General features: G+C 70.8%; 18 protein-coding genes. 14 read left to right on the top strand and 4 right to left on the bottom strand.

All coding sequences use genetic code 11. The annotated features are described in order from the left end of the window. The first annotated feature begins 161 nt into the window (after positions 1-161). From OG430_RS26825 to OG430_RS26800, 6 genes are all read left to right on the top strand, one after another. On the top strand, positions 162-968 hold the full coding sequence (locus OG430_RS26825) for a response regulator transcription factor (protein WP_327355154.1): 807 nt from the start codon (positions 162-164) through the stop codon (positions 966-968). Positions 969-991: 23 nt separating this feature from the next. Continuing rightward, on the top strand, positions 992-2,014 hold the full coding sequence (locus tag OG430_RS26820; protein ID WP_327355153.1) for a LacI family DNA-binding transcriptional regulator: 1,023 nt from the start codon (positions 992-994) through the stop codon (positions 2,012-2,014). Positions 2,015-2,232: 218 nt separating this feature from the next. Continuing rightward, positions 2,233-3,417 (top strand): S1C family serine protease, encoded by a 1,185-nt coding sequence (locus OG430_RS26815; protein ID WP_327355152.1) that lies wholly within the window; start codon positions 2,233-2,235, stop codon positions 3,415-3,417. 53 nt (positions 3,418-3,470) lie between these two features. Beyond that, the gene (locus OG430_RS26810) at positions 3,471-3,674 is read left to right on the top strand and encodes a hypothetical protein (protein ID WP_327355151.1); all 204 of its coding nucleotides are present in this window, start codon (positions 3,471-3,473) and stop codon (positions 3,672-3,674) included. Between the two features lie 44 nt (positions 3,675-3,718). Next, on the top strand, positions 3,719-4,450 hold the full coding sequence (locus tag OG430_RS26805; RefSeq protein WP_327355150.1) for a response regulator transcription factor: 732 nt from the start codon (positions 3,719-3,721) through the stop codon (positions 4,448-4,450). Then, complete coding sequence (locus OG430_RS26800) at positions 4,447-5,868, top strand: HAMP domain-containing sensor histidine kinase (protein ID WP_327355149.1); 1,422 nt, start codon at positions 4,447-4,449, stop codon at positions 5,866-5,868. The genes OG430_RS26805 and OG430_RS26800 overlap by 4 nt, the downstream gene beginning before the upstream one ends. Here OG430_RS26800 and OG430_RS26795 read toward each other — a convergent pair. Beyond that, positions 5,843-6,043, bottom strand: a complete 201-nt coding sequence (locus tag OG430_RS26795) for a DUF397 domain-containing protein (RefSeq protein ID WP_327355148.1) — start codon at positions 6,041-6,043, stop codon at positions 5,843-5,845. The two genes, OG430_RS26800 and OG430_RS26795, sit on opposite strands and share 26 nt — an antisense overlap. Continuing rightward, on the bottom strand, positions 6,040-6,864 hold the full coding sequence (locus OG430_RS26790; protein ID WP_327355147.1) for a helix-turn-helix domain-containing protein: 825 nt from the start codon (positions 6,862-6,864) through the stop codon (positions 6,040-6,042). The genes OG430_RS26795 and OG430_RS26790 overlap by 4 nt, the downstream gene beginning before the upstream one ends. 139 nt (positions 6,865-7,003) lie before the next feature. On the opposite strand from OG430_RS26790, the gene OG430_RS26785 reads away from it, so the two are divergent. From OG430_RS26785 to abc-f, 3 genes are all read left to right on the top strand, one after another. Continuing rightward, positions 7,004-7,252, top strand: a complete 249-nt coding sequence (locus OG430_RS26785) for a hypothetical protein (protein WP_327355146.1) — start codon at positions 7,004-7,006, stop codon at positions 7,250-7,252. After that, complete coding sequence (locus OG430_RS26780) at positions 7,249-7,530, top strand: hypothetical protein (protein WP_327355145.1); 282 nt, start codon at positions 7,249-7,251, stop codon at positions 7,528-7,530. Before OG430_RS26785 ends, OG430_RS26780 begins: the two co-directional genes overlap by 4 nt. Before the next feature lie 1,813 nt (positions 7,531-9,343). Next, positions 9,344-10,957 carry a ribosomal protection-like ABC-F family protein gene (abc-f, locus tag OG430_RS26775; protein ID WP_327359232.1) on the top strand — a complete coding sequence of 538 codons (1,614 nt, stop codon included), beginning with the start codon at positions 9,344-9,346 and terminating at the stop codon, positions 10,955-10,957. A gap of 4 nt (positions 10,958-10,961) precedes the next feature. Here the strand turns inward: abc-f and OG430_RS26770 are convergent, their stop codons facing one another. Beyond that, positions 10,962-11,849: a phosphatidylinositol-specific phospholipase C gene (locus OG430_RS26770; protein WP_327355144.1), complete on the bottom strand. Its 888-nt coding sequence runs from the start codon at positions 11,847-11,849 to the stop codon at positions 10,962-10,964. Positions 11,850-11,996: 147 nt separating this feature from the next. Here OG430_RS26770 and OG430_RS26765 point away from each other — a divergent pair, with 147 nt between their 5' ends. Further along, complete coding sequence (locus OG430_RS26765) at positions 11,997-12,842, top strand: alpha/beta fold hydrolase (protein ID WP_327355143.1); 846 nt, start codon at positions 11,997-11,999, stop codon at positions 12,840-12,842. A 100-nt stretch (positions 12,843-12,942) separates the two neighbouring features. On the opposite strand, the gene OG430_RS26760 is transcribed toward OG430_RS26765, so the two are convergent. Continuing rightward, positions 12,943-14,763, bottom strand: coding sequence for a bifunctional metallophosphatase/5'-nucleotidase (locus tag OG430_RS26760; protein WP_327355142.1), 1,821 nt, complete (start codon positions 14,761-14,763; stop codon positions 12,943-12,945). Between the two features lie 215 nt (positions 14,764-14,978). Here OG430_RS26760 and mshD point away from each other — a divergent pair, with 215 nt between their 5' ends. The 4 genes from mshD (at position 14,979) to OG430_RS26740 (ending at position 18,147) form a co-directional block, all read left to right on the top strand. Further along, positions 14,979-15,905, top strand: coding sequence for a mycothiol synthase (gene mshD / locus OG430_RS26755; RefSeq protein ID WP_327355141.1), 927 nt, complete (start codon positions 14,979-14,981; stop codon positions 15,903-15,905). 105 nt (positions 15,906-16,010) lie between these two features. Next, entirely contained in the window at positions 16,011-16,415 is a 405-nt protein-coding gene (locus OG430_RS26750) for a GntR family transcriptional regulator (protein ID WP_327355140.1), read from the top strand. Then, positions 16,412-17,308, top strand: a complete 897-nt coding sequence (locus OG430_RS26745; RefSeq protein ID WP_327355139.1) for an ABC transporter ATP-binding protein — start codon at positions 16,412-16,414, stop codon at positions 17,306-17,308. The genes OG430_RS26750 and OG430_RS26745 overlap by 4 nt, the downstream gene beginning before the upstream one ends. Further along, positions 17,305-18,147 carry a hypothetical protein gene (locus OG430_RS26740; protein ID WP_327355138.1) on the top strand — a complete coding sequence of 281 codons (843 nt, stop codon included), beginning with the start codon at positions 17,305-17,307 and terminating at the stop codon, positions 18,145-18,147. The genes OG430_RS26745 and OG430_RS26740 overlap by 4 nt, the downstream gene beginning before the upstream one ends. The last annotated feature ends 73 nt before the right edge of the window (positions 18,148-18,220 follow it).

The raw sequence follows: 18,220 nt of genomic DNA, 5'->3' as shown, positions 1-18,220 counted from the left end.
AGCACCGGTGGACCCCAGGGCGCGGGGGCCGCCAACCGGCAGCGTGATGACGCAGTACGAAGCAGTGCCGCAAACGTCCTCGCAGGGACCGAGGAGGAACCAGACGTTATGGGCGAGCGAACCGTGCACGACAGTCAGACGACCCAGGCAGGTGGGGCGCGATGAGTTCTCTGCTGCTCCTGACCAATGCCCTTCAGCCGTCGACGGAGGTGCTCCCCGCTCTCGGCCTGCTCCTGCACAACGTGCGAGTGGCTCCGGCGGAGGGGCCCGCACTCGTCGACACCCCGGGTGCCGATGTCATCCTCATCGACGGCCGGCGTGATCTTCCCCAGGTACGCAGCCTCTGTCAGCTGCTGCGTTCCACGGGCCCCGGCTGCCCGCTGATCCTCGTCGTGACGGAGGGCGGTCTCGCGGCCGTCACCGCCGACTGGGGCATCGACGATGTGCTGCTCGACACCGCAGGTCCGGCCGAGGTCGAGGCACGCCTCCGGCTCGCGATGGGCCGGCAGCAGATCACCGGCGACGACTCCCCGATGGAGATCCGCAACGGCGACCTCTCCGTCGACGAGGCGACGTACAGCGCGAAGCTCAAGGGCCGGGTCCTCGACCTGACCTTCAAGGAGTTCGAGCTCCTCAAGTACCTGGCGCAGCACCCGGGCCGGGTCTTCACCCGCGCCCAGCTCCTCCAGGAGGTCTGGGGCTACGACTACTTCGGCGGTACGCGCACGGTGGATGTGCACGTACGACGGCTGCGGGCCAAGCTCGGCCCGGAGCACGAGTCGCTGATCGGGACGGTCCGCAACGTCGGCTACCGCTTCGTCACCCCGGAGAAGCCCGACAAGGGCGCCCGGGCCGCGGACGAGGCGAAGGCCAAGGCGGCTGCGCTGCCGGAGCCTGCCGAGGAGACGGTGCCGAGCGCCCCCGCGACCGTGGCCGAAGCGGTACCCGTTCGACCTGTGAAGCGGTAGCTCTCCCCGCGTAGACTGCGCGCGTGGCCAAGGTGACGCGGGATGATGTAGCACGACTGGCGGGGACATCGACCGCGGTCGTGAGCTACGTCATCAACAACGGACCCCGGCCGGTCGCCCCGGCCACGCGCGAGCGGGTACTCGCCGCCATCAAGGAGCTGGGCTACCGGCCCGACCGGGTTGCCCAGGCCATGGCCTCGCGGCGCACGGACCTCATAGGCATGATCGTGCCGGATGCCCGTCAGCCCTTCTTCGCGGAGCTGACGCACGCCGTCGAGCGGGCGGCGGCCGAGCGCGGTCAGATGGTCCTGGTCGGCAACTCCGACTACCTCGACGAGCGCGAGGTGCACTACCTGCGGGCCTTCCTCGGCATGCGCGTCTCCGGCCTGATCCTGATCAGCCAGGGCCCCAGCGAGCACGCCGCCGCGGAGATCGAGGCCTGGGACGCACGCGTCGTCCTGCTGCACCGCCGTCCCGAGGCCATCGAGGACGTCGCGGTCGTGACGGACGACATCGGTGGCGCGCAGCTCGCCACCCGGCACCTCCTGGAACACGGCTACGAGTACGTCGCCTGCCTCGGCGGCGTCGAGTTCACGCCGATGATCGGCGACCCGGTCACCGACCACGTCGAGGGCTGGCGCCGGGCCATGGCGGAGGCGAACCTCTCCACCGAGGGCCGGCTCTTCGAAGCCCCGTACAACCGCTACGACGCCTACAAGGTCGCCCTCGAACTCCTCGCGGGCCCCGACCGCCCGCCGGCCATCGTCTGCGCGACGGACGACCAGGCGATCGGCGTGCTGCGTGCGGCCCGCGAGCTGCGCATAGACGTCCCCGGCGAGCTGGCGGTCGCGGGCTTCGACGACGTCAAGGAGGCGGCGCTCACCGACCCGCCCCTGACGACGATCGCCTCGGACCGTCCCGCGATGGCCCGGGCCGCCGTGGACCTCGTCCTGGACGACTCGCTCCGGGTCGCGGGTTCGCGCCGCGAGCGCCTGCGCCGGTTCCCCTGCCGTCTGGTCGTACGCCAGTCCTGCGGCTGCCCGTAACGTCTCTGCGGCTGCCCTTAGCTCTGCGGTCTCTGCGGGCTCTGCGGGCTCTGCGGTCTCTGCGGTCTCTGCGGTCTCTGCGGTCTCTGCGGTCTCTGCGGTCTCTGCGGTCTCTGCGGTCTCTGCGGTCTGGATCTTATTTCGGGCATACAGGCTTCTGCCGGGCTTCTCAGGGCACACTCAGGGAGCTCTCATGATCCGTGGCGAAGCTTTGAGACATGACCGAGAGCCCCCGCCGCAACGGCGACCACCCCGAGCAGCAGCAGCCCTCCTACGACTCGTCCGCGTACGGTTCGTCCGCGTACGGCTCCGCGCACCACGGCGGTACGCCGGCCCCGGGCGCCTATCCCCCGCCCCCGGCGCACACCCCGCAGCAGCCGGTGAGCGTCGCACCCGGCACCACCGTGTGGCCCGGCTGGGGCTCGGCGGCCGGCGCGGGTGGACACGGCGGACATGACGGCGGTACCGCGCAGTTCGCCGCCGAGCCCGCCCCCGAGCAGGGACCCGGCGGCCACGCGACCAGGAAGCGCGCCCGCGGACCCGTCGCGCTGCTCGCCGCGGTCGCCCTCGCCGCCGCGGCGGTCGGTGGCGGTACGGCGTACGCGGCCCAGGAGCTCTTCGGCCAGAGCGGCTCGAACGGCAGCGGCATCAACGTCAGCAACACCTCCGCCAACAGCGGCAAGAGCGGTGTCGCCGGCGTCGCCGACGCGGTCAGCCAGTCCATCGTCGAGGTCAACGCGACCTCGGGATCCGGCAAGTCCACCGGCTCCGGCGTGATCATCACGTCCGGCGGCGAGATCATCACCAACAACCACGTGATCGCCGGCGCCACCTCGGTCAAGGTCAAGCTGAAGGACGGCAAGACGTACGACGCCAAGGTCGTCGGCACCGACAGCGACAAGGACCTCGCGCTGCTCAAGGTCGAGGGCGCCTCCGGCCTGAAGGCCGCGACGCTCGGCGACTCGGACAAGGTCAACGTCGGCGACCAGGTCGTCGCCATCGGCTCCCCCGAGGGCCTGACCGGCACCGTCACCAGCGGCATCGTCTCCGCCAAGGACCGCGACGTCACCGTGGCCAAGGGCGACGACGGTCAGCAGCAGCAACAACAGCAACAGCAGGGCGGCGGCTGGCCGTTCGAGTACGGCGGCCAGCAGTTCAACGGCGACACCGGGTCGAACAAGACCACGTACAAGGCGATCCAGACCGACGCCTCGCTCAACCCCGGCAACTCCGGCGGCGCCCTCATCGACATGAACGGCAACATCATCGGCATCAACTCGGCCATGTACTCGCCGAGTGCGTCCTCCGGCTCCAGCTCGGGCAGCGTCGGCCTGGGCTTCGCGATCCCGATCAACGACGTGAAGGCCGACCTGTCCAAGCTGCGCGGCGGGTCCATGACCTGAGCGACCGCGGCAACCCCGGTACTTCGAGGCCCCGGCCCTTCGAGGAGGACCCCATGACCGTCACCGTCAACCGCATCCGGCACGCCCTCGCCGCCAGCCTCGGCTGGGGCGACCCCGGCGATCCGACGCTCGCCCTCTCCTTGGCGGGCGCGCTGCACGCACCCGAACCCCGAGCCCCCGAAGTGGCGGCGACGGAACACGTGCGCAAGCCCACGAGGCGGACACACGGCAAGCGCTCGCGGGCCGTGCGAGGCTGAGAACACCGGCCCCTGATCACTTACACCATGAGGAACCGACACCCATGAGCCCCGCCGAAGGCGACCAGCAGCGCATTCTCATCGTCGACGACGAGCCCGCCGTCCGCGAGGCGCTGCAGCGCAGCCTCGCCTTCGAGGGCTATGGCACGGAGGTTGCCGGGGACGGCATCGAGGCCCTGGAGAAGGCCGCGGCGTACGCCCCCGACCTCGTGGTCCTCGACATCCAGATGCCGCGCATGGACGGCCTCACCGCCGCGCGTCGGCTCCGCTCGACCGGCTCGACGACGCCCATCCTGATGCTCACGGCGCGGGACACGGTCGGGGATCGGGTGACGGGGTTGGATGCCGGCGCCGACGACTATCTGGTCAAGCCCTTCGAGCTGGACGAACTCTTCGCCCGGATCCGGGCGCTGCTTCGGCGCAGCTCGTACGCGGCCACGGCGCTCGGGGCCGAGGAATTCTCCGGCGACGTACTCGAGTTCGCCGACCTGAAGATGAATCTGGCGACGCGGGAGGTCACGCGGGGCGGGCGGACCGTGGAGCTGACCCGGACCGAGTTCACCTTGCTGGAGATGTTCCTGGCCCACCCTCGACAGGTGCTCACGCGCGAGCAGATCCTCAAGGCGGTGTGGGGCTTCGACTTCGAGCCGAGCTCCAACTCCCTTGATGTGTACGTGATGTACCTGAGGAGGAAGACCGAGGCGGGGGGTGAGCCTCGGCTGGTTCATACCGTGCGTGGGGTGGGGTATGCGTTGCGGGCTGGGGGCGGGGAGTGATCAAGCGCTTCAGGGCACTGCCCCTGCGGTCGAGGCTGGCGCTCCTGGTGGCCACGGCGGTGGCAGTCGCGGTGGCGGCTTCGGCGGTGGCTTGTTGGTTCGTCGTGCGCAACGCGCTGTACGACTCGCTGGACGACTCCCTGGCCCAGGACCGGGCTTCGCTCAACAGCCAGTTGGTGGCCGACCTGGCCCAGCGCGGCCAGTGCCGGGCCTCGGGCCCGATCCTCGCCCCCGACTCGGAAGACCCGGCGGCCAAGGCCCTGCGGCTGACCATCCAGGTCGTCGATCCGCAGGGCCACAGGTGCGTGATCAGGGGCGAGGCGCTCAAGGTGGACACCTCCGACACTCGGGTCGCCGCCAACGAGTCGGAAGACTCGCTGCACAACGCCAAGGCAGCCGACGGCACCGAGTACCGTGTCCTCACCTATCACCTGGAGAACTACACCTCAGGCGCCGTCTCGCTGGGTCGGCCGCTCACCGAGGTGAACGACACCCTCTCCAACCTCACCTGGTTCCTCGTCTTCGTCGCCGGTATCGGAGCGGTCGGCGCCGGAATCGCCGGCCTCTGGGTGGCCCGCACCGGCCTGCGTCCCGTCGACGACCTCACCGAAACCGTCGAACACGTAGCCCGCACAGAAGACTTGACCGTCCAGATCCCCGCCGAAGGCGACGACGAAATCGCCCGCCTCTCCCGCTCCTTCAACGCGATGACCGCCGCCCTCGCCTCCTCCCAGGAACGCCAGGCCCAGCTCATCGCCGACGCCGGGCACGAGCTGCGTACCCCGCTCACCTCCCTGCGTACGAACATCGAGCTGCTCGCCCGAAGCGAGGACACCGGCCGCGCCATCCCCCCGGACGACCGCAAGGCCCTGCTCGCCTCGGTGAAGGCCCAGATGACCGAACTGGCCGCCCTCATCGGCGACTTGCAGGAGCTGGCCCGCCCGGACACCGGGCATGCGGCGAAGGTCCAGGTGGTCGGGTTGCACGAGATCGTGCAGGCGGCGATCGAGCGCGCCCGGCTGCGCGGACCGGAGCTGACGATCACAGCCGAGCTCGACCCCTGGTTCGTACGGGCCGAGCCACCCGCCCTGGAGCGGGCCATCGTGAACATCCTGGACAACGCGGTGAAGTTCAGCCCGCCGGGCGCCTCGATCGAAGTCTCCCTGGCCAAGGGCGAGTTGACGGTACGGGACCACGGCCCCGGCATCCCCGCGGACGAGCTCCCGCACGTCTTCGACCGCTTCTGGCGCTCACCCTCGGCGCGAGCCCTGCCCGGGTCGGGCCTCGGGCTGTCAATCGTGGCGCGGACGGTGCAGCAGAGCGGGGGCTCGGTGGAGCTCCGGGCCGGGGAGGGCTGCGGGACGGTCGCGTCGGTGTCGCTGCCGGGTGCGCCTACGCCTCCGCCATCTGCCGGGTGAATGCCGCCCAGGCCTTGGCCGGGAACACGAGGACGGGGCCGGACGGGGACTTGCTGTCGCGGACGGGGACCAGGCCGGGGTAGTTGTCGGCTACCTCGACGCAGTCGTTGTCTCCGCCATGGCTGTACGACGACTTACGCCATGCAGCAGTGCCGAGATCGAGCGGATGCGTCATGATCGGTGCTCCTCCAAGACATCCCTGACGAATGCGAGTGAGTCGGACGGGGACAGCGCCAGATCTCGCAGCCGATCGTAGGACAGTCGTTCCCGCAGGGCCCCGTCCTCGTCCGCGATCAACTCACCGCACCCGTTGCCTTCCCTGTAGGCAACGGCACTCCCGTCGCCCTGCCAGAGCAACGTCAATGATCCGGTCATGTGGTGGTGCACGCCCACGGAGAAGGGCAGCACATGCAGCGTCACATTGGGCCACATCGCGACGGCCTCGATGCGTAGTAGCTGGTCATCCCAGGTCTTCGCCCGGGAAGCAGGCCGCCGGAACGCAGACTCGTCCATGATGACGCGCACATCGGGCAGCGGTTTCTGCTGAAGCAGGTACTGCCGCCCAAGGCGTGCCGCCACCATTTCCTCGACCACCTCGTCGCCATCAGCCGTTGTCTGGGCCCCAGACAACACCTCGCGGGCGAAAGCCTCGGTCTGGAACAGGCCAGGGACACCCAGCGCGAACTTCTGCATCACACGCGCCGTTGCTTCCAGCTTCATGAACCTCTTGTACTGGTCCTCGAACGCGTCGAGCCGGGCCACCTTCCAGTGGCTGACCAGCAGGTCACCGGTCTCGTAGTAGGCGTCGAGGTCCTCCATGACCGTCATCTTGGAGAGCCGGTGCCCCGATTCCAGCCGGTGCAGATAGCTCTTGTCGTACCCGCTGTCCTCGGCCAGCTGCCCCAGGGACTTCCCGTGCTTCTCGCGCAGGTACTTGAGCGTGCGCCCCAGCACGGCACGCCCCGATTCGCCCGGCGCGTCAACCAGTTCGTCCATGTCACCCCTCCCCGTTGCCTGGCGGCCCAGGCAACGCCGAGCCCCTTCCGAAGCGTACGCCGGACCCGTAACCATCGGAATGCGAACGGTAATCACCGCTCGTCAACCACTGCGAAAACCCCCGCAAGGGAGCTCCGCCATGTTCGAACTCCTCGCCGCTGCCGCCGGATTGCTGACGGGCTTGCTGTGGCCCGTACGCGTACGCCGGACCCCGCCCCATCGACAGCCGGCGCCACCTCCACCCACGTACGACGGGGACCCCCAACACCCCGTCGACGTATGGCCCTTCGAGCCCCACGACGGAATCGTCAGGCCCTACGCCCTCACCCACCGCGAACGCGCGGAACGCGCAGAACGCCGCGGCATGCCGGTGGGAGTGACCCGGTGACGCCGGGCCTGCGGCTCCTCCCCTGGGCCTCACCCGAGGGCAAGCCCTGCTACCTCAGCGCCGACGACCCCGACAGCCCGCTGTCCCGGCTCGCGGACGAAGTGGAGGAAGACCAACTTGCCGACGGGGAGCGGGTACTGGAGGGCGCGAGAGCCGTGCTCGGCGACCCGAAGGCGGGGGAGCACGCGGCGCGCTCGGCCCTCGCCCGCGCCACCGAGTCCCTGCGCGAGACGATCCGGGTCGCCCGGAGCAGGGGCGCTCGACTCCCGACACCCTGACCGGCGCGCGCTGGGGCGGGCGATCGGGGTGGGGGTAGGGGCAACTGATCAACTGCCTGATTGCGTGGCTGGTGGGGGTGGGTGGTTGCGCGGACCTCCGTCTGTTTCGTTGCTGGCTGCGGGGGCTCTTTTGGCTGGCTTTCCCCAATTGCTGTCAGTACGGGGCCCAGGGAGGTGGCTGCCGGTGATGGAAGAGGTGGGGGCAGGGCAAAGACAAAGACCGCAGCGAGAGAAGGGGACGGAGGGGAGAGGGGGAGGGGGCTGGAGGGGAGGTGCGGGCTCCGGACGGGGAGGTGCGGGTCCGGGACGGGGAAGTGCGGGTCCGGTGGGGGAAGCGCTGGCCCGGCGGGGAAGGAAGTGCGGGCCCGGCGGGGAAGGAAGTGCGGGCTCGGGAGGGGGGACGCGGGCTCGGGACCGGGAAGTGCGGGCCCGACGGGGGGAGATGCGAGCCCGGGACGGGGAAGTGCAGGCCGGACAGGGGGAGATGCGGGCCCGGGACGGGGAAGTGCAGGCCCGGTGGGGGGGAAGTGCGGGCTCGAGGCTGGGAGTGCGGGCTCGGGAGGGGGAGACGCGGGCCCGGGACGGGGAAGTGCAGGCCCGGCGGGGGAGCGCTGGCCCGGGGCGGGGAAGTGCGGGCCCGGTGGGGGGAGTGCTGGCCCGGGGCTGGGGGTGTGAGCTCGGGAGGGGGAGACGCGAGCCCGGTGGGGGGAGGTGCGGGCTCGGGACGGGGAAGTGCAGGCCCGGTGGGGGGAGCGCTGGCCCGGGGCTGAGGGTGTGAGCTCGGGAGGGGGAGACGCGAGCCCGGTGGGGGGAGGCGCGGGCTCGGGGCGGGGAAGTGCGGGCCCGGTGGGGGGAGCGCTGGCCCGGGGCTGGGGGTGTGAGCTCGGGAGGGGCAGGCGTGAGCCCGGGACCGGGAGGCTGGGGCTGGCCGGGCGGAAGGTGGCGTCGGGGTGCCCGGTTTGCCCGTTAGGCGAGCCCCTTTCCTGCCGCGAGTCGGCGGAGGGCGGCGTCCGGAGGCCTAGTGGGGGGAATGGGGCGCAAGAGCGTCCCTTTTGTGGTGGTTCTGTTGCCCGTTTTCCCCCACTAGGCCCCCAGCCTGCCCTCCGAGCCCCCAGCCGCCCCCAAGTCCTCGCCCGTCCCCTTTCCTCGCTCGCCCTCCGAGTCCCCGCCCGCCCCCTTCGCTCGCCCACCCCCTCCCCTCGCCCGCTCCCTTCCTTCGCCCGCTCCCTTCCCTCGCCCGCCCTCCGAGCCCTCGCCCGCTCCCTTCCTTCGCCCGCGACCTTCCCTCGCTCGCCCCCCCCGACCCCCGACCCCCGCCCACCCCCTCCATCCCCTTCTCTCGCTGCGGTCTTTGTCTTTTGTCTTTGCCCTGCCCCCACCTCTTCCGTTGCCGCAACTTTCCCCCCTGGGCTCCGTACTGACATCAGTTGGGGAAAGCCAGCCACCGAACACCCGCACTCCGCAACGAAACAGACGGAGGTCCGCGCAACCACCCACCCCCACCAGCCACGCAATCAGGCAGTTGATCAGTTGAGCAGTGACCGCACACCGGACCACCACCCGCAGAAACAGACGAGACGGACCGTCTTGCGAGACGCCGCGCAGCCCGCTACAGTCGAGCAAGCGAGACGCACCGTCTCGCCACCCGCCTTACCCGCCCCACCCCCGACGAAAGGCCTCGCCCTTGTTCCCAGCCCCAGCCACCACCCCGAAAGCACAGCCCGGCCACACCAGCCACACCAGCCACACCAGCCAGAGCCAGCCCAGCCACACCAGCCAGAACCAGAACCAGAACCAGAGCCACACCAGCCAAATCACCCTCACCGACGTAACCAAGCACTACGGCCCCGACCACCCCGTCCTGGACCGAGTGACCCTCACCATCCGCCCCGGCGAAAGGCTGGGCGTCGTCGGCGACAACGGCTCGGGGAAGTCCACCCTCCTCCGCCTCCTCGCCGGCCAGGCGACCCCGGACAACGGCACCCTCAGCGTCCGCGCCCCCGGCGGCATCGGGTACCTCCCCCAGACACTCGAACTCCCGGACACGGCCACGATCGGCGACGCCATCGATCTGGCCCTGTCCGACCTGCGCACCCTGCACCGCCGGATCCGGGCGACCGAAGCCACCCTGGCGGACGCCGACGAGGCCGCGTACACCCGATACGCCGAACTGATCGACGAGTTCGAGAGCCGCGGCGGCCACGACGCCGACCGTCGGGTCGAAGTCGTCCTCAGTCACCTGGGCGGCGGGAGCCGCCCTCTCGACAGGAGCCGAACGCTCGGCACCCTCTCCGGAGGGCAGCGCTCCCGCCTCGCCCTCGCCGCCACCCTCGCCTCGTCCCCCGAGCTGCTCCTGCTCGACGAGCCGACCAACGACCTGGACGACGAGGCCGCGGCCTGGCTGGAGGAGCATCTCCGCCACCACCGGGGCACGGTCGTCGCGGTCACGCACGACCGCACGTTCCTGGACCGGGTGACGCAGACGGTCCTGGAGGTCGACCAGGACCGGCGGACCGTCCGCCGGTACGGCAACGGATACGGCGGCTACCTCACCGCCAAGGCCGCCGAACGGGCCGCCTGGGCAAGGGAGTACGAGGAATGGCGGGCCGAAGTCGCCCGGCACAGCAAGCTCGCCGACTCGCACATCGGCGCGCTGTCGGCCATCCCCCGCAAGGCCCCGGCCGCGTTCAGCGGGGCCGGCGCCTTCCGGGCCCGCTCCCGGGCGCACGGCGCGATGAGCCGTATCCGCAATGCCCGCGAGCGGCTGCACCGCCTCACCGAGGACCCCGTACCCGCACCGCCCGAGCCGCTGCGGTTCACGGGCACGGTCGAGGGACGTCCCGGGGCCGGGGCGGAGCTCGTCGGCGTACGCGTACCGGGTCGGCTGTACGTCGACGAGCTGAGCCTGCCGCCCGGCGGGCGGCTGCTCGTCACGGGGCCCAACGGGGCTGGAAAGTCGACCCTGTTGGGGGTCCTGGCGGGCGAGCTGACACCCGAGAGCGGCACCGTGAAGGCCCCCGCCCGGGTCGGCCTCCTCCGGCAGAACACCTCCGCGCCCCGGGACCTGCGTACGGTTCTCGCCGCCTACGCGGCCGGCCGCGACGGCGTTCCCGAGGACTACGCGCAGGAGTTGTTCGCCCTCGGCCTGTTCCGCGCGGGCGACCTCGCCACCCCGGTCGGCGCCCTGTCCACCGGACAGCGCCGCAGGCTCGAACTGGCCCGCCTGGTGAGCGAGCCGGTCGACCTGCTGCTGCTCGACGAGCCGACGAACCACCTCTCCCCCGCCCTGGTGGAGGAGCTGGAGGCTGCCCTGGCCAGCTATCCCGGGGCCCTGGTGATCGTCACCCACGACCGGCGCATCCGCGCGGGCTTCACCGGCTCACATCTCGAGCTGGCTCCCCTTGAGCCTGCACCCGAGACCCGGTAGCGGGTTACCCGTTGTGGCGGATGAGCGAAGTGACCAGGCCCGAGCGGGTGTTGGGGTAATCCAGGGGAACGATCCCCAGACCCCGCCACCCGCTCGCCCCCGCGCTGTCGATCAGCGAGTGCACCTGAGGGTTGAGCCGGTCGGCGTTCCAGCGCGGTGGCAGCCCGGCCGCGCAGCTGACGAAGTTGATGTACTGCTTCCCCGGCGAGGCGACGGCCTTGCGGAAGTGGCCTTCCACCTTGGGCCACTTGGCGAACGGCTCCGCCTGATAGTCGTCCTGAAGGTCGAAGACCGAGGAGTCCCCCCAGCGCAGCCCGCCCGGCAGCCCTCCGTTGTCCGCGATCAGGACCACCTTGCCCCGGGCCGCCCCCAGCGCGGGCAGCCCACCCCCGATGAGGAAGAGCGAGCGCCAGCCCCGCCGGTCCAGGTAGTCCCCGAAGATCCCTGCGAACTCCGCGTCCCCGACCTCCGAGTACTCCTGCTTGACCCGCATCAGGACCGTCTCCGACGGACGGGCCGCCAGGAAGTCCCGGCAGGCGACCAGCACATCGCCGAACATCAGGTTCTGGAAGGCCGCCCCGTGGTGGATCGCGAAGGAGCCGTCGATGGCCCGGCAGCGTATGTCCAGGAAGCGCACGCCCGACGCCAACTGCTCGGCGATCGTGGTGTTCTGGCACTCGGTCCAGGGCCCGCCGAACCGGGCCCCCGAGTCGTGCGTGCCCGGGATGGTGAGCGTGGGCAGCGATGTGGCGTCAGGCAGCCCCGCCATCCAGTCCTGCGTACCGAGCACGCGCGCACGAGCGTGGGCCGGGCCCGCACCCGCGTAGGTCAGCGCACCTGCGGCGGAGACGGCCGCCGCGCCCCTGAGGAATCCCCGTCGGTTCATGGTCATGGAGGGCAGGGAAGCACAGGCTTCGGTGCGGCGATAGACACGGAAGTGACAGTTGTTACCAGGGAGTTGGGGCCGGACAGAGATTTATACGCCCGTCTTAGACGCAGGTCTTGTACGAGCGATCTATACATGCGTATAGTTCCTGTCATGACGACGACCACGAACACCCAGACCCTCACCCGCACCACCCACGCCCGCACCACCCCCACTCGCGCCAGCCTCACCCTCGAAGGCCGGACCCTCTCCTACCTCGACTTCGGCGGCACCCCCGACGCCCGCCCCCTCCTCGCCCTGCACGGCCACCTCTCCGAGGGCGCCTCCTTCACCGGCCTCGCCGCCGAACTCGGCCCCGAATGGCGGGTCATAGCCCCCGACCAGCGCGGCCACGGCGACTCGGACCGGGCCCCGGACTACACCCGCGAGGGATACGTCGACGACCTGATCGCCCTGCTCGACCACCTGGACCTGGGCACCCCGGTCGTCGCGCTCGGCCACTCCGGCGGCGGCATCAACGCCTATTACCTGGCCGCCCGGCGCCCCGACCTGGTCTCCGCGCTGGTCAACGTGGACGCGGTCGTGGACTACCCGGACACCGGCGCCCCGAGCGCGCTCTCCTTCGTGCTCGGCTTCCCCTACAGCGCCGCCACCCGCGAGGAACTGCTCGCCGCCTGCGGCCCGATCGCCCCGATGATCGGCCCGAGCCTGCGCCAACTCCCGGACGGCACCTGGCGGTTGCCCTTCCACCCTCAGGACACCATCGACTCCGAGAAGCTGGTGCACGGCGACCACTGGGCCGCCTGGCTCGGCAGCGACTGTCCGGCCCTGCTCATCCACGCCCGCAAGAGCCAGGCCCTGCCCGCCGAGCAGGCCGAGGCCATGGCCGCGCGGCGGCCCGGCACGACGATGGTCCGGCTGGACACGGACCACTTCGTGCAGCAGCAGGACCCGAAGGGCTTCGCGGAGGCGGTGCGCACCTTCCTCGCCTCCCTTTGAGCCATGAGGCCGGTCCCACCATGAGGCCAGGCACGCGAAGGGCCCGTACGCCCCGGCAACCACACCGATGCGCACGGGCCCAACTCACCCACGTACTAGATCACTTGACGACAGTGATCCGATCCGCAGCCGGCACAGCCAGCGGCTTCTCGGCCGAAGAGTTCGCCGCCAGGTAGTCGTTGAGCGCCTTCAGGTCGTCCCCGCCGACCAGCGGGTTCTTGCCCTTGCCGAGCTCCGTGTAGCCGTCGCCGCCGCCCGCGAGGAACTGGTTCATCGCGACGCGGTACGTCTTCGCCGGGTCGATCGCCGTGCCGTTGAGCTTGACCGAGTCCACGACCACCCGGGCCGCGCCCGTCTTGGTCATGTCGAGGGTGTAGGTCAGGCCGCCCGAGATCTGCAGGATGCGCGGCGAGGCCTCGTTGGCCCCGCTGACCTGCTGCTGCAGCGCGGTGATCAGCTGGGCGCCGGTCAGGTCGGCCAGGTTCACCGTGTTGGCGAACGGCTGGACCGTGAAGGCCTCGCCGTACGTCACGACACCGTCGCCCTCGGCGCCGCTCGCCTTGTGGACCAGGTCGGAGCGGATGCCGCCGGAGTTCATCAGCGCCAGGTCGGTCTTCGGGTCGAGCGTCTTGGCGTACGCGAGTTGCGCGTCGGCGATCAGGTCGCCGAGCGGCTGCTCGGGGGTCGTCGCGCCGCGGCCGGGGATGTCGCCCGCGATGAAGCCCACCGGACGGTTGGCGACCGGCGCCGCGATCTTGCTCCAGCGCTCGATGAGGCCGGTCATGTCCGTGGCCTTGGCGACGTCACGGCGCACGACGTGGTTCGCCGACTTCACGGACTTCACCGACGTACGGACGATGTCCTTGGTCTTGCGGTCGTACGTCAGCGTCGTGTCCGTGAAGACCTTGCCGAACGACGACGCCGAGGTCACCATGCGCGGCTTGCCGGAGGGGTCCGGGATGGTGCAGACGTACGCCTCGTGCGTGTGGCCGGTCACCATCGCGTCGACCTTGGGCGTCACGCCCTTGGCGATCTCGGTGATCGGGCCCGAGGTGCCGTCGCCGGCGCCGGAGCTGTCGCAGTTGTAGTTGTACGACGCCGAGGCGGGCTCGCCGCCCTCGTGGATCAGCGTGACGATCGACTTGACGCCCTGCTTGTCCAGGATCTTGGCGTACTTGTTGATCGTCTCGATCTCGTCGTGGAACTTCAGGCCCTTGACGCCCTCGGCGGTGACGACGTCCGGGGTGCCCTCCAGGGTGAGACCGATGAAGCCGATCTTCACCCCGTTCTTCTTCCACACCGTGTACGGCTTGAGGATCGGCTTGTCCGTCTTCTCGTCCGTGACGTTCGCGGCGAGGAAGGGGAAGTCGGCGCCGTTGAACTTCTTGCCGTCCTCGTAACAGCCGTCCTTGGGGTGACAGCCGCCCTTCTGCATGCGCGTCAGCTCGGTGCGGCCCTCGTCGAACTCGTGGTTGCCGACGCTGGTGACGTCCAGGTCCAGCTTGTTCAGCGCCTCGACGGTCGGCTCGTCGTGGAACAGGCCCGACAGCATCGGAGAGCCGCCGATCATGTCACCGGCCGCCGCGGTCACGCTGTACTTGTGACCCTTGCGGGCGTCACGCAGCGAGGTCGCCAGGTACTCCACACCACCCGCGTCGATCTTCTTCGCCGTCCCGTCCGGCTGCAGCTCGGACACCTGGCCGGAGGAACCGGCCGGGGGCTGCAGATTTCCGTGGAAGTCGTTGAAGGACAGCAGCTGTACGTCGACGAGCCGGCCGGAGCCCTTGCGGGCGCCGTCGTCTCCCGAGCCCTCGGCCCCCGCGGGTATGGCCGCCGCCATGACTCCGGCCGCCGCGGCGAGCGCCACGGCGCCCCCGATCAACCGGCGGGCCGTCCGGTGCCGTTGTGGTGTCGCTGACATGAGTTCCCCTGAGTCCCCTCTGACGACTGGTGGGGCGCAGCCTATGGTCAACGCGCGTAGAGAGAAAAGGGGTGGCGGGTTACGAGCTGGTTGCCATCGGCCTCCCGGGGACCGCAGGGGGACCTCGCGCGGACCGCTGGGGGATCTCCCGGGGACCTCATGGAGGACAGCAGGCCACCTTCAGCAAGAAGCTCACGGCCCGTACGCTCAAGAACATGACAGACGCAGCCCCCGCCGTACCCGCGCGCACGATCCAGACCCTGGACGCGCTCTCCCCCGAGCAGACGGAATCCGTGCTCTCCCTTCTCGCGGAGGCCGCCCGCACGGACGGCCAGCAGGCCGTGTCCGAGCAGGGACGGTTGCAGTTGCGTGGCGGGCCGCGGGAGGGAATCAAGCACCTCCTCCTGTACGTCGACGAAGCGCTCCTCGGCTACGCGCAGCTGGAGGACACCGACCCGGTGGAGGCCCCGGCCGGCGAGCTGGTCGTGCACCCCGGCCATCGCGGGCACGGGCACGGACGGGCACTCGGCAGCGCGCTGCTCGCCGCGTCCGGCAAGCGGCTGCGGGTCTGGGCGCACGGCGGGCACTCGGCGGCGCGGCACCTGGCCCAGGTGCTCGGGCTCACGCTCTTCCGCGAACTGCGCCAGATGCGGCGCCCGTTGGACCCGGAGCAGCTGGCGGTGGCGGCATTCCCGGCCGGGGTCTCGGTGCGTACGTTCGTGCCGGGGCAGGACGACGCGGCCTGGCTCGCCGCCAACGCCGACGCTTTCGCGCACCACCCGGAGCAGGGCTCGCTGACCCAGCGGGACCTGGACGACCGCAAGGCCGAGCCGTGGTTCGACCCGGCCGGGTTCTTCCTCGCCTTCCGCGAGACCGACGGCGAGCTGGTCGGCTTCCACTGGACGAAGGTGCACGAGGCGGAGCAGCTCGGCGAGGTCTACGTCGTCGGCGTGCGCCCCGGCGCCCAGGGCGGCGGCCTCGGCAAGGCACTCACCGCGGTGGGCCTGCGGCACCTGGCCGCGCAGGGGCTGCCCACGGCCATGCTGTACGTCGACGCGGACAACAAGGCGGCGGTGTCGGTGTACGAGCGGCTCGGCTTCGTCACGCATGAGACGGACCTGATGTACCGCACGGAAACGTGACGATCTCTGACATCTGAACTTCCTTGGGGGCGGCGTCTCTTGACGCCGCCCCCTTTTTGATCGCACCCTTTCACTACTTGATTAGTGAAAGGGGGTTGAGCGCGGATGTTCACGTACCGGATCGACCGCCGCAGTGGTGTCGCCACGTACGTCCAGCTGGTCCAGCAGACCAAACAGGCCCTGCGCCTGGGCCTGTTGGAACCCGGCGACCAGCTGCCCACCGCCCGCGAGGTGGTCGAGGCGACCGCGATCAACCCGAACACCGTGCTCAAGGCGTACCGCGAACTGGAGCGCGAGGGCCTGGTCGAGGCCCGCCGCGGCCTCGGCACGTTCGTGCGGCGCTCGCTGGGCCACGGTGCGGTGAACGGTTCGGGGCTGCGCACGGAGCTGGCCGCATGGGCGGCGCGGGCGCGGGCCGAAGGCATGGAACGCGAAGACGTCGAGGCGCTCTTCACCGCCGTACTCGATGAGCACTTTTCGGACGGCCGGGAAGGCCAGGGAGATCAATGAGCGAGCAGGACACGGCACTTGAGGCGGTCGGCCTCGACATGCGGTACTCGCGCCGACGCGGACCGGTCCTCCGGGACTGCACCTTCCGGATACCCGCCGGCCGGGTCTGCGCCCTGGTCGGGCCGAACGGGTCGGGCAAGTCGACGCTGCTCACGCTGGCGGCGGGGCTGCTGCGGCCGACCTCGGGGGAGCTGCGGGTACTCGGCTCGGCGCCCGGCGAGGTGCGCAGCCGCATGGCGTACGTGGCCCAGGACAAGCCGCTGCCACCGCAGTTGAGCGTGGCCGAGACACTACGGTTCGGCGCCGAACTGAACCGGGACGGGCGATGGTCGGCGGCGGCCGCGGAGGCGATCGCGTACGAGCACGGCCGTCTCGACCCGTCCACCCGGATCCGCAACCTCTCCGGCGGCCAGCGCACCCGCGTCGCGCTCGCCGTCGCCTTCGGCAAGCGTTCGCAGCTGATGCTCCTGGACGAGCCGATGGCCGACCTCGATCCGCTGATCCGGCACCAGCTGACGGGCGCCCTGATGGCGGAGGCGGCGGAGCACGGCACGACCGTCGTGATCTCCTCGCACGTCCTGCCCGAACTGGAAGGAATCTGCGACCACTTGATGCTGCTCGGCGAGGGCCGGATACGCCTGGCGGGCGCGGTGGACGACCTGGTGGACGCGCACACCCTGCTCACCGGCATCTCCGGCGACCTCACCCCGCACCTGATAGTCGAGGAGCGCACGGTCGGCCGCGGCCGCACCGCCCTGGTCCGCCCGCGCGGCACCCTGCCGCCCGACTGGTCGGTGGCCGAGCCCTCCCTGGAGGAAGTGGTCCTGGCCCATCTGCGCAACCCGAAGGCCCCGGCGCTGACCGCGGCCGCGTCCGAGGAGGCCGCCGTATGAGCACCATGTCCCTGGCCCCGAAGGGCCTGACCTGGTCGGTGCTGCGGCTGCACCGGGCCGGGCTGACGGCGTGGGGCGTCTTCCTGGCCGGCCTTGTCGCGCTCATGGTCTGGCTCCAGACACAGGCGGGCGACCTCAGCTCCTTCGCCGACCCGTGCGACGACCTCAACGGGGACAGGTGGCTGAGCTGCACCCAGGGGCTGGACCACGAGCTGTTCAACTACACCGCCATGGCCAGCACGGTGTCCACGGTGATCGCCTGGATGTCCTTCGCCGTCGCCGTCTACGCGGGCGGCGCCCTGGTCACCCGCGACCTGGAGAGCGACCTGGTGACCTTCGTCTGGACCCAGTCCGCGTCCCCGGCCCGCTGGCTCCTCGCGAAGCTCGCCGTACCCGCCGCGCTGCTTGCCGGGGGCACCACGGTCCTGGTCCTCGTCTACCGGTGGATGTGGCAGTCCGCCCACCCCTACCGGCAGCCCGACTGGTCCTACCCCGACGTCTATGTCGGCCGGGGCCCCGTCGCGGTCGCCTTCGTCCTGTGCGCCCTGGCTCTGGGCGTCCTCGTCGGCGTGCTGGTGCGCCGCACACTGCCCGCGATGGCCCTGGCCTTCCTGGCCATGCTGCTCGTGTACAACGCCGCGGAGCGGGCCCGGGACCAGCTGTGGCCCGAGGAGGGCGCTCTCGTCGACTGGGGCCAGTGGTGGTCGGACGGCGGCCTCCAGGGCCATCCCGCCAACCACTTCTGGCCGCTCCAGCTCATCGAGTCCGGTCTGCTCCTCGCGATCGCCGCGGCCGCCACCGGCACGGCGCTGTGGCTGCTCCGGCGACGTACGGCCTGACCCCTGGTCCGCCCCCGGCTTGCGCCCCGACGAGGGGAGGGCGCAAGCCCGGGGGCATTGCGTCGTGACCCTG

It is taken from the genome of Streptomyces sp. NBC_01304 (genome assembly GCF_035975855.1).
Classification (GTDB): Bacteria; Actinomycetota; Actinomycetes; order Streptomycetales; family Streptomycetaceae; genus Streptomyces.
Note: the sequence above shows the minus strand (reverse complement) of the source record. Positions and strands in the feature narration are given on the sequence as shown.

Coding starts and splice junctions, on each gene's coding strand:
- OG430_RS26795 (WP_327355148.1), bottom strand. CDS start 6,043: ATGACGCATCCGCTCGATCTCGGCACTGCTGCATGGCGTAAGTCGTCG.
- OG430_RS26810 (WP_327355151.1), top strand. CDS start 3,471: ATGACCGTCACCGTCAACCGCATCCGGCACGCCCTCGCCGCCAGCCTC.
- OG430_RS26785 (WP_327355146.1), top strand. CDS start 7,004: ATGTTCGAACTCCTCGCCGCTGCCGCCGGATTGCTGACGGGCTTGCTG.
- OG430_RS26740 (WP_327355138.1), top strand. CDS start 17,305: ATGAGCACCATGTCCCTGGCCCCGAAGGGCCTGACCTGGTCGGTGCTG.
- OG430_RS26805 (WP_327355150.1), top strand. CDS start 3,719: ATGAGCCCCGCCGAAGGCGACCAGCAGCGCATTCTCATCGTCGACGAC.
- OG430_RS26825 (WP_327355154.1), top strand. CDS start 162: ATGAGTTCTCTGCTGCTCCTGACCAATGCCCTTCAGCCGTCGACGGAG.
- OG430_RS26760 (WP_327355142.1), bottom strand. CDS start 14,763: ATGTCAGCGACACCACAACGGCACCGGACGGCCCGCCGGTTGATCGGG.
- OG430_RS26765 (WP_327355143.1), top strand. CDS start 11,997: ATGACGACGACCACGAACACCCAGACCCTCACCCGCACCACCCACGCC.
- OG430_RS26770 (WP_327355144.1), bottom strand. CDS start 11,849: ATGACCATGAACCGACGGGGATTCCTCAGGGGCGCGGCGGCCGTCTCC.
- OG430_RS26815 (WP_327355152.1), top strand. CDS start 2,233: ATGACCGAGAGCCCCCGCCGCAACGGCGACCACCCCGAGCAGCAGCAG.
- OG430_RS26750 (WP_327355140.1), top strand. CDS start 16,011: ATGTTCACGTACCGGATCGACCGCCGCAGTGGTGTCGCCACGTACGTC.
- OG430_RS26745 (WP_327355139.1), top strand. CDS start 16,412: ATGAGCGAGCAGGACACGGCACTTGAGGCGGTCGGCCTCGACATGCGG.
- OG430_RS26790 (WP_327355147.1), bottom strand. CDS start 6,864: ATGGACGAACTGGTTGACGCGCCGGGCGAATCGGGGCGTGCCGTGCTG.
- mshD (WP_327355141.1), top strand. CDS start 14,979: ATGACAGACGCAGCCCCCGCCGTACCCGCGCGCACGATCCAGACCCTG.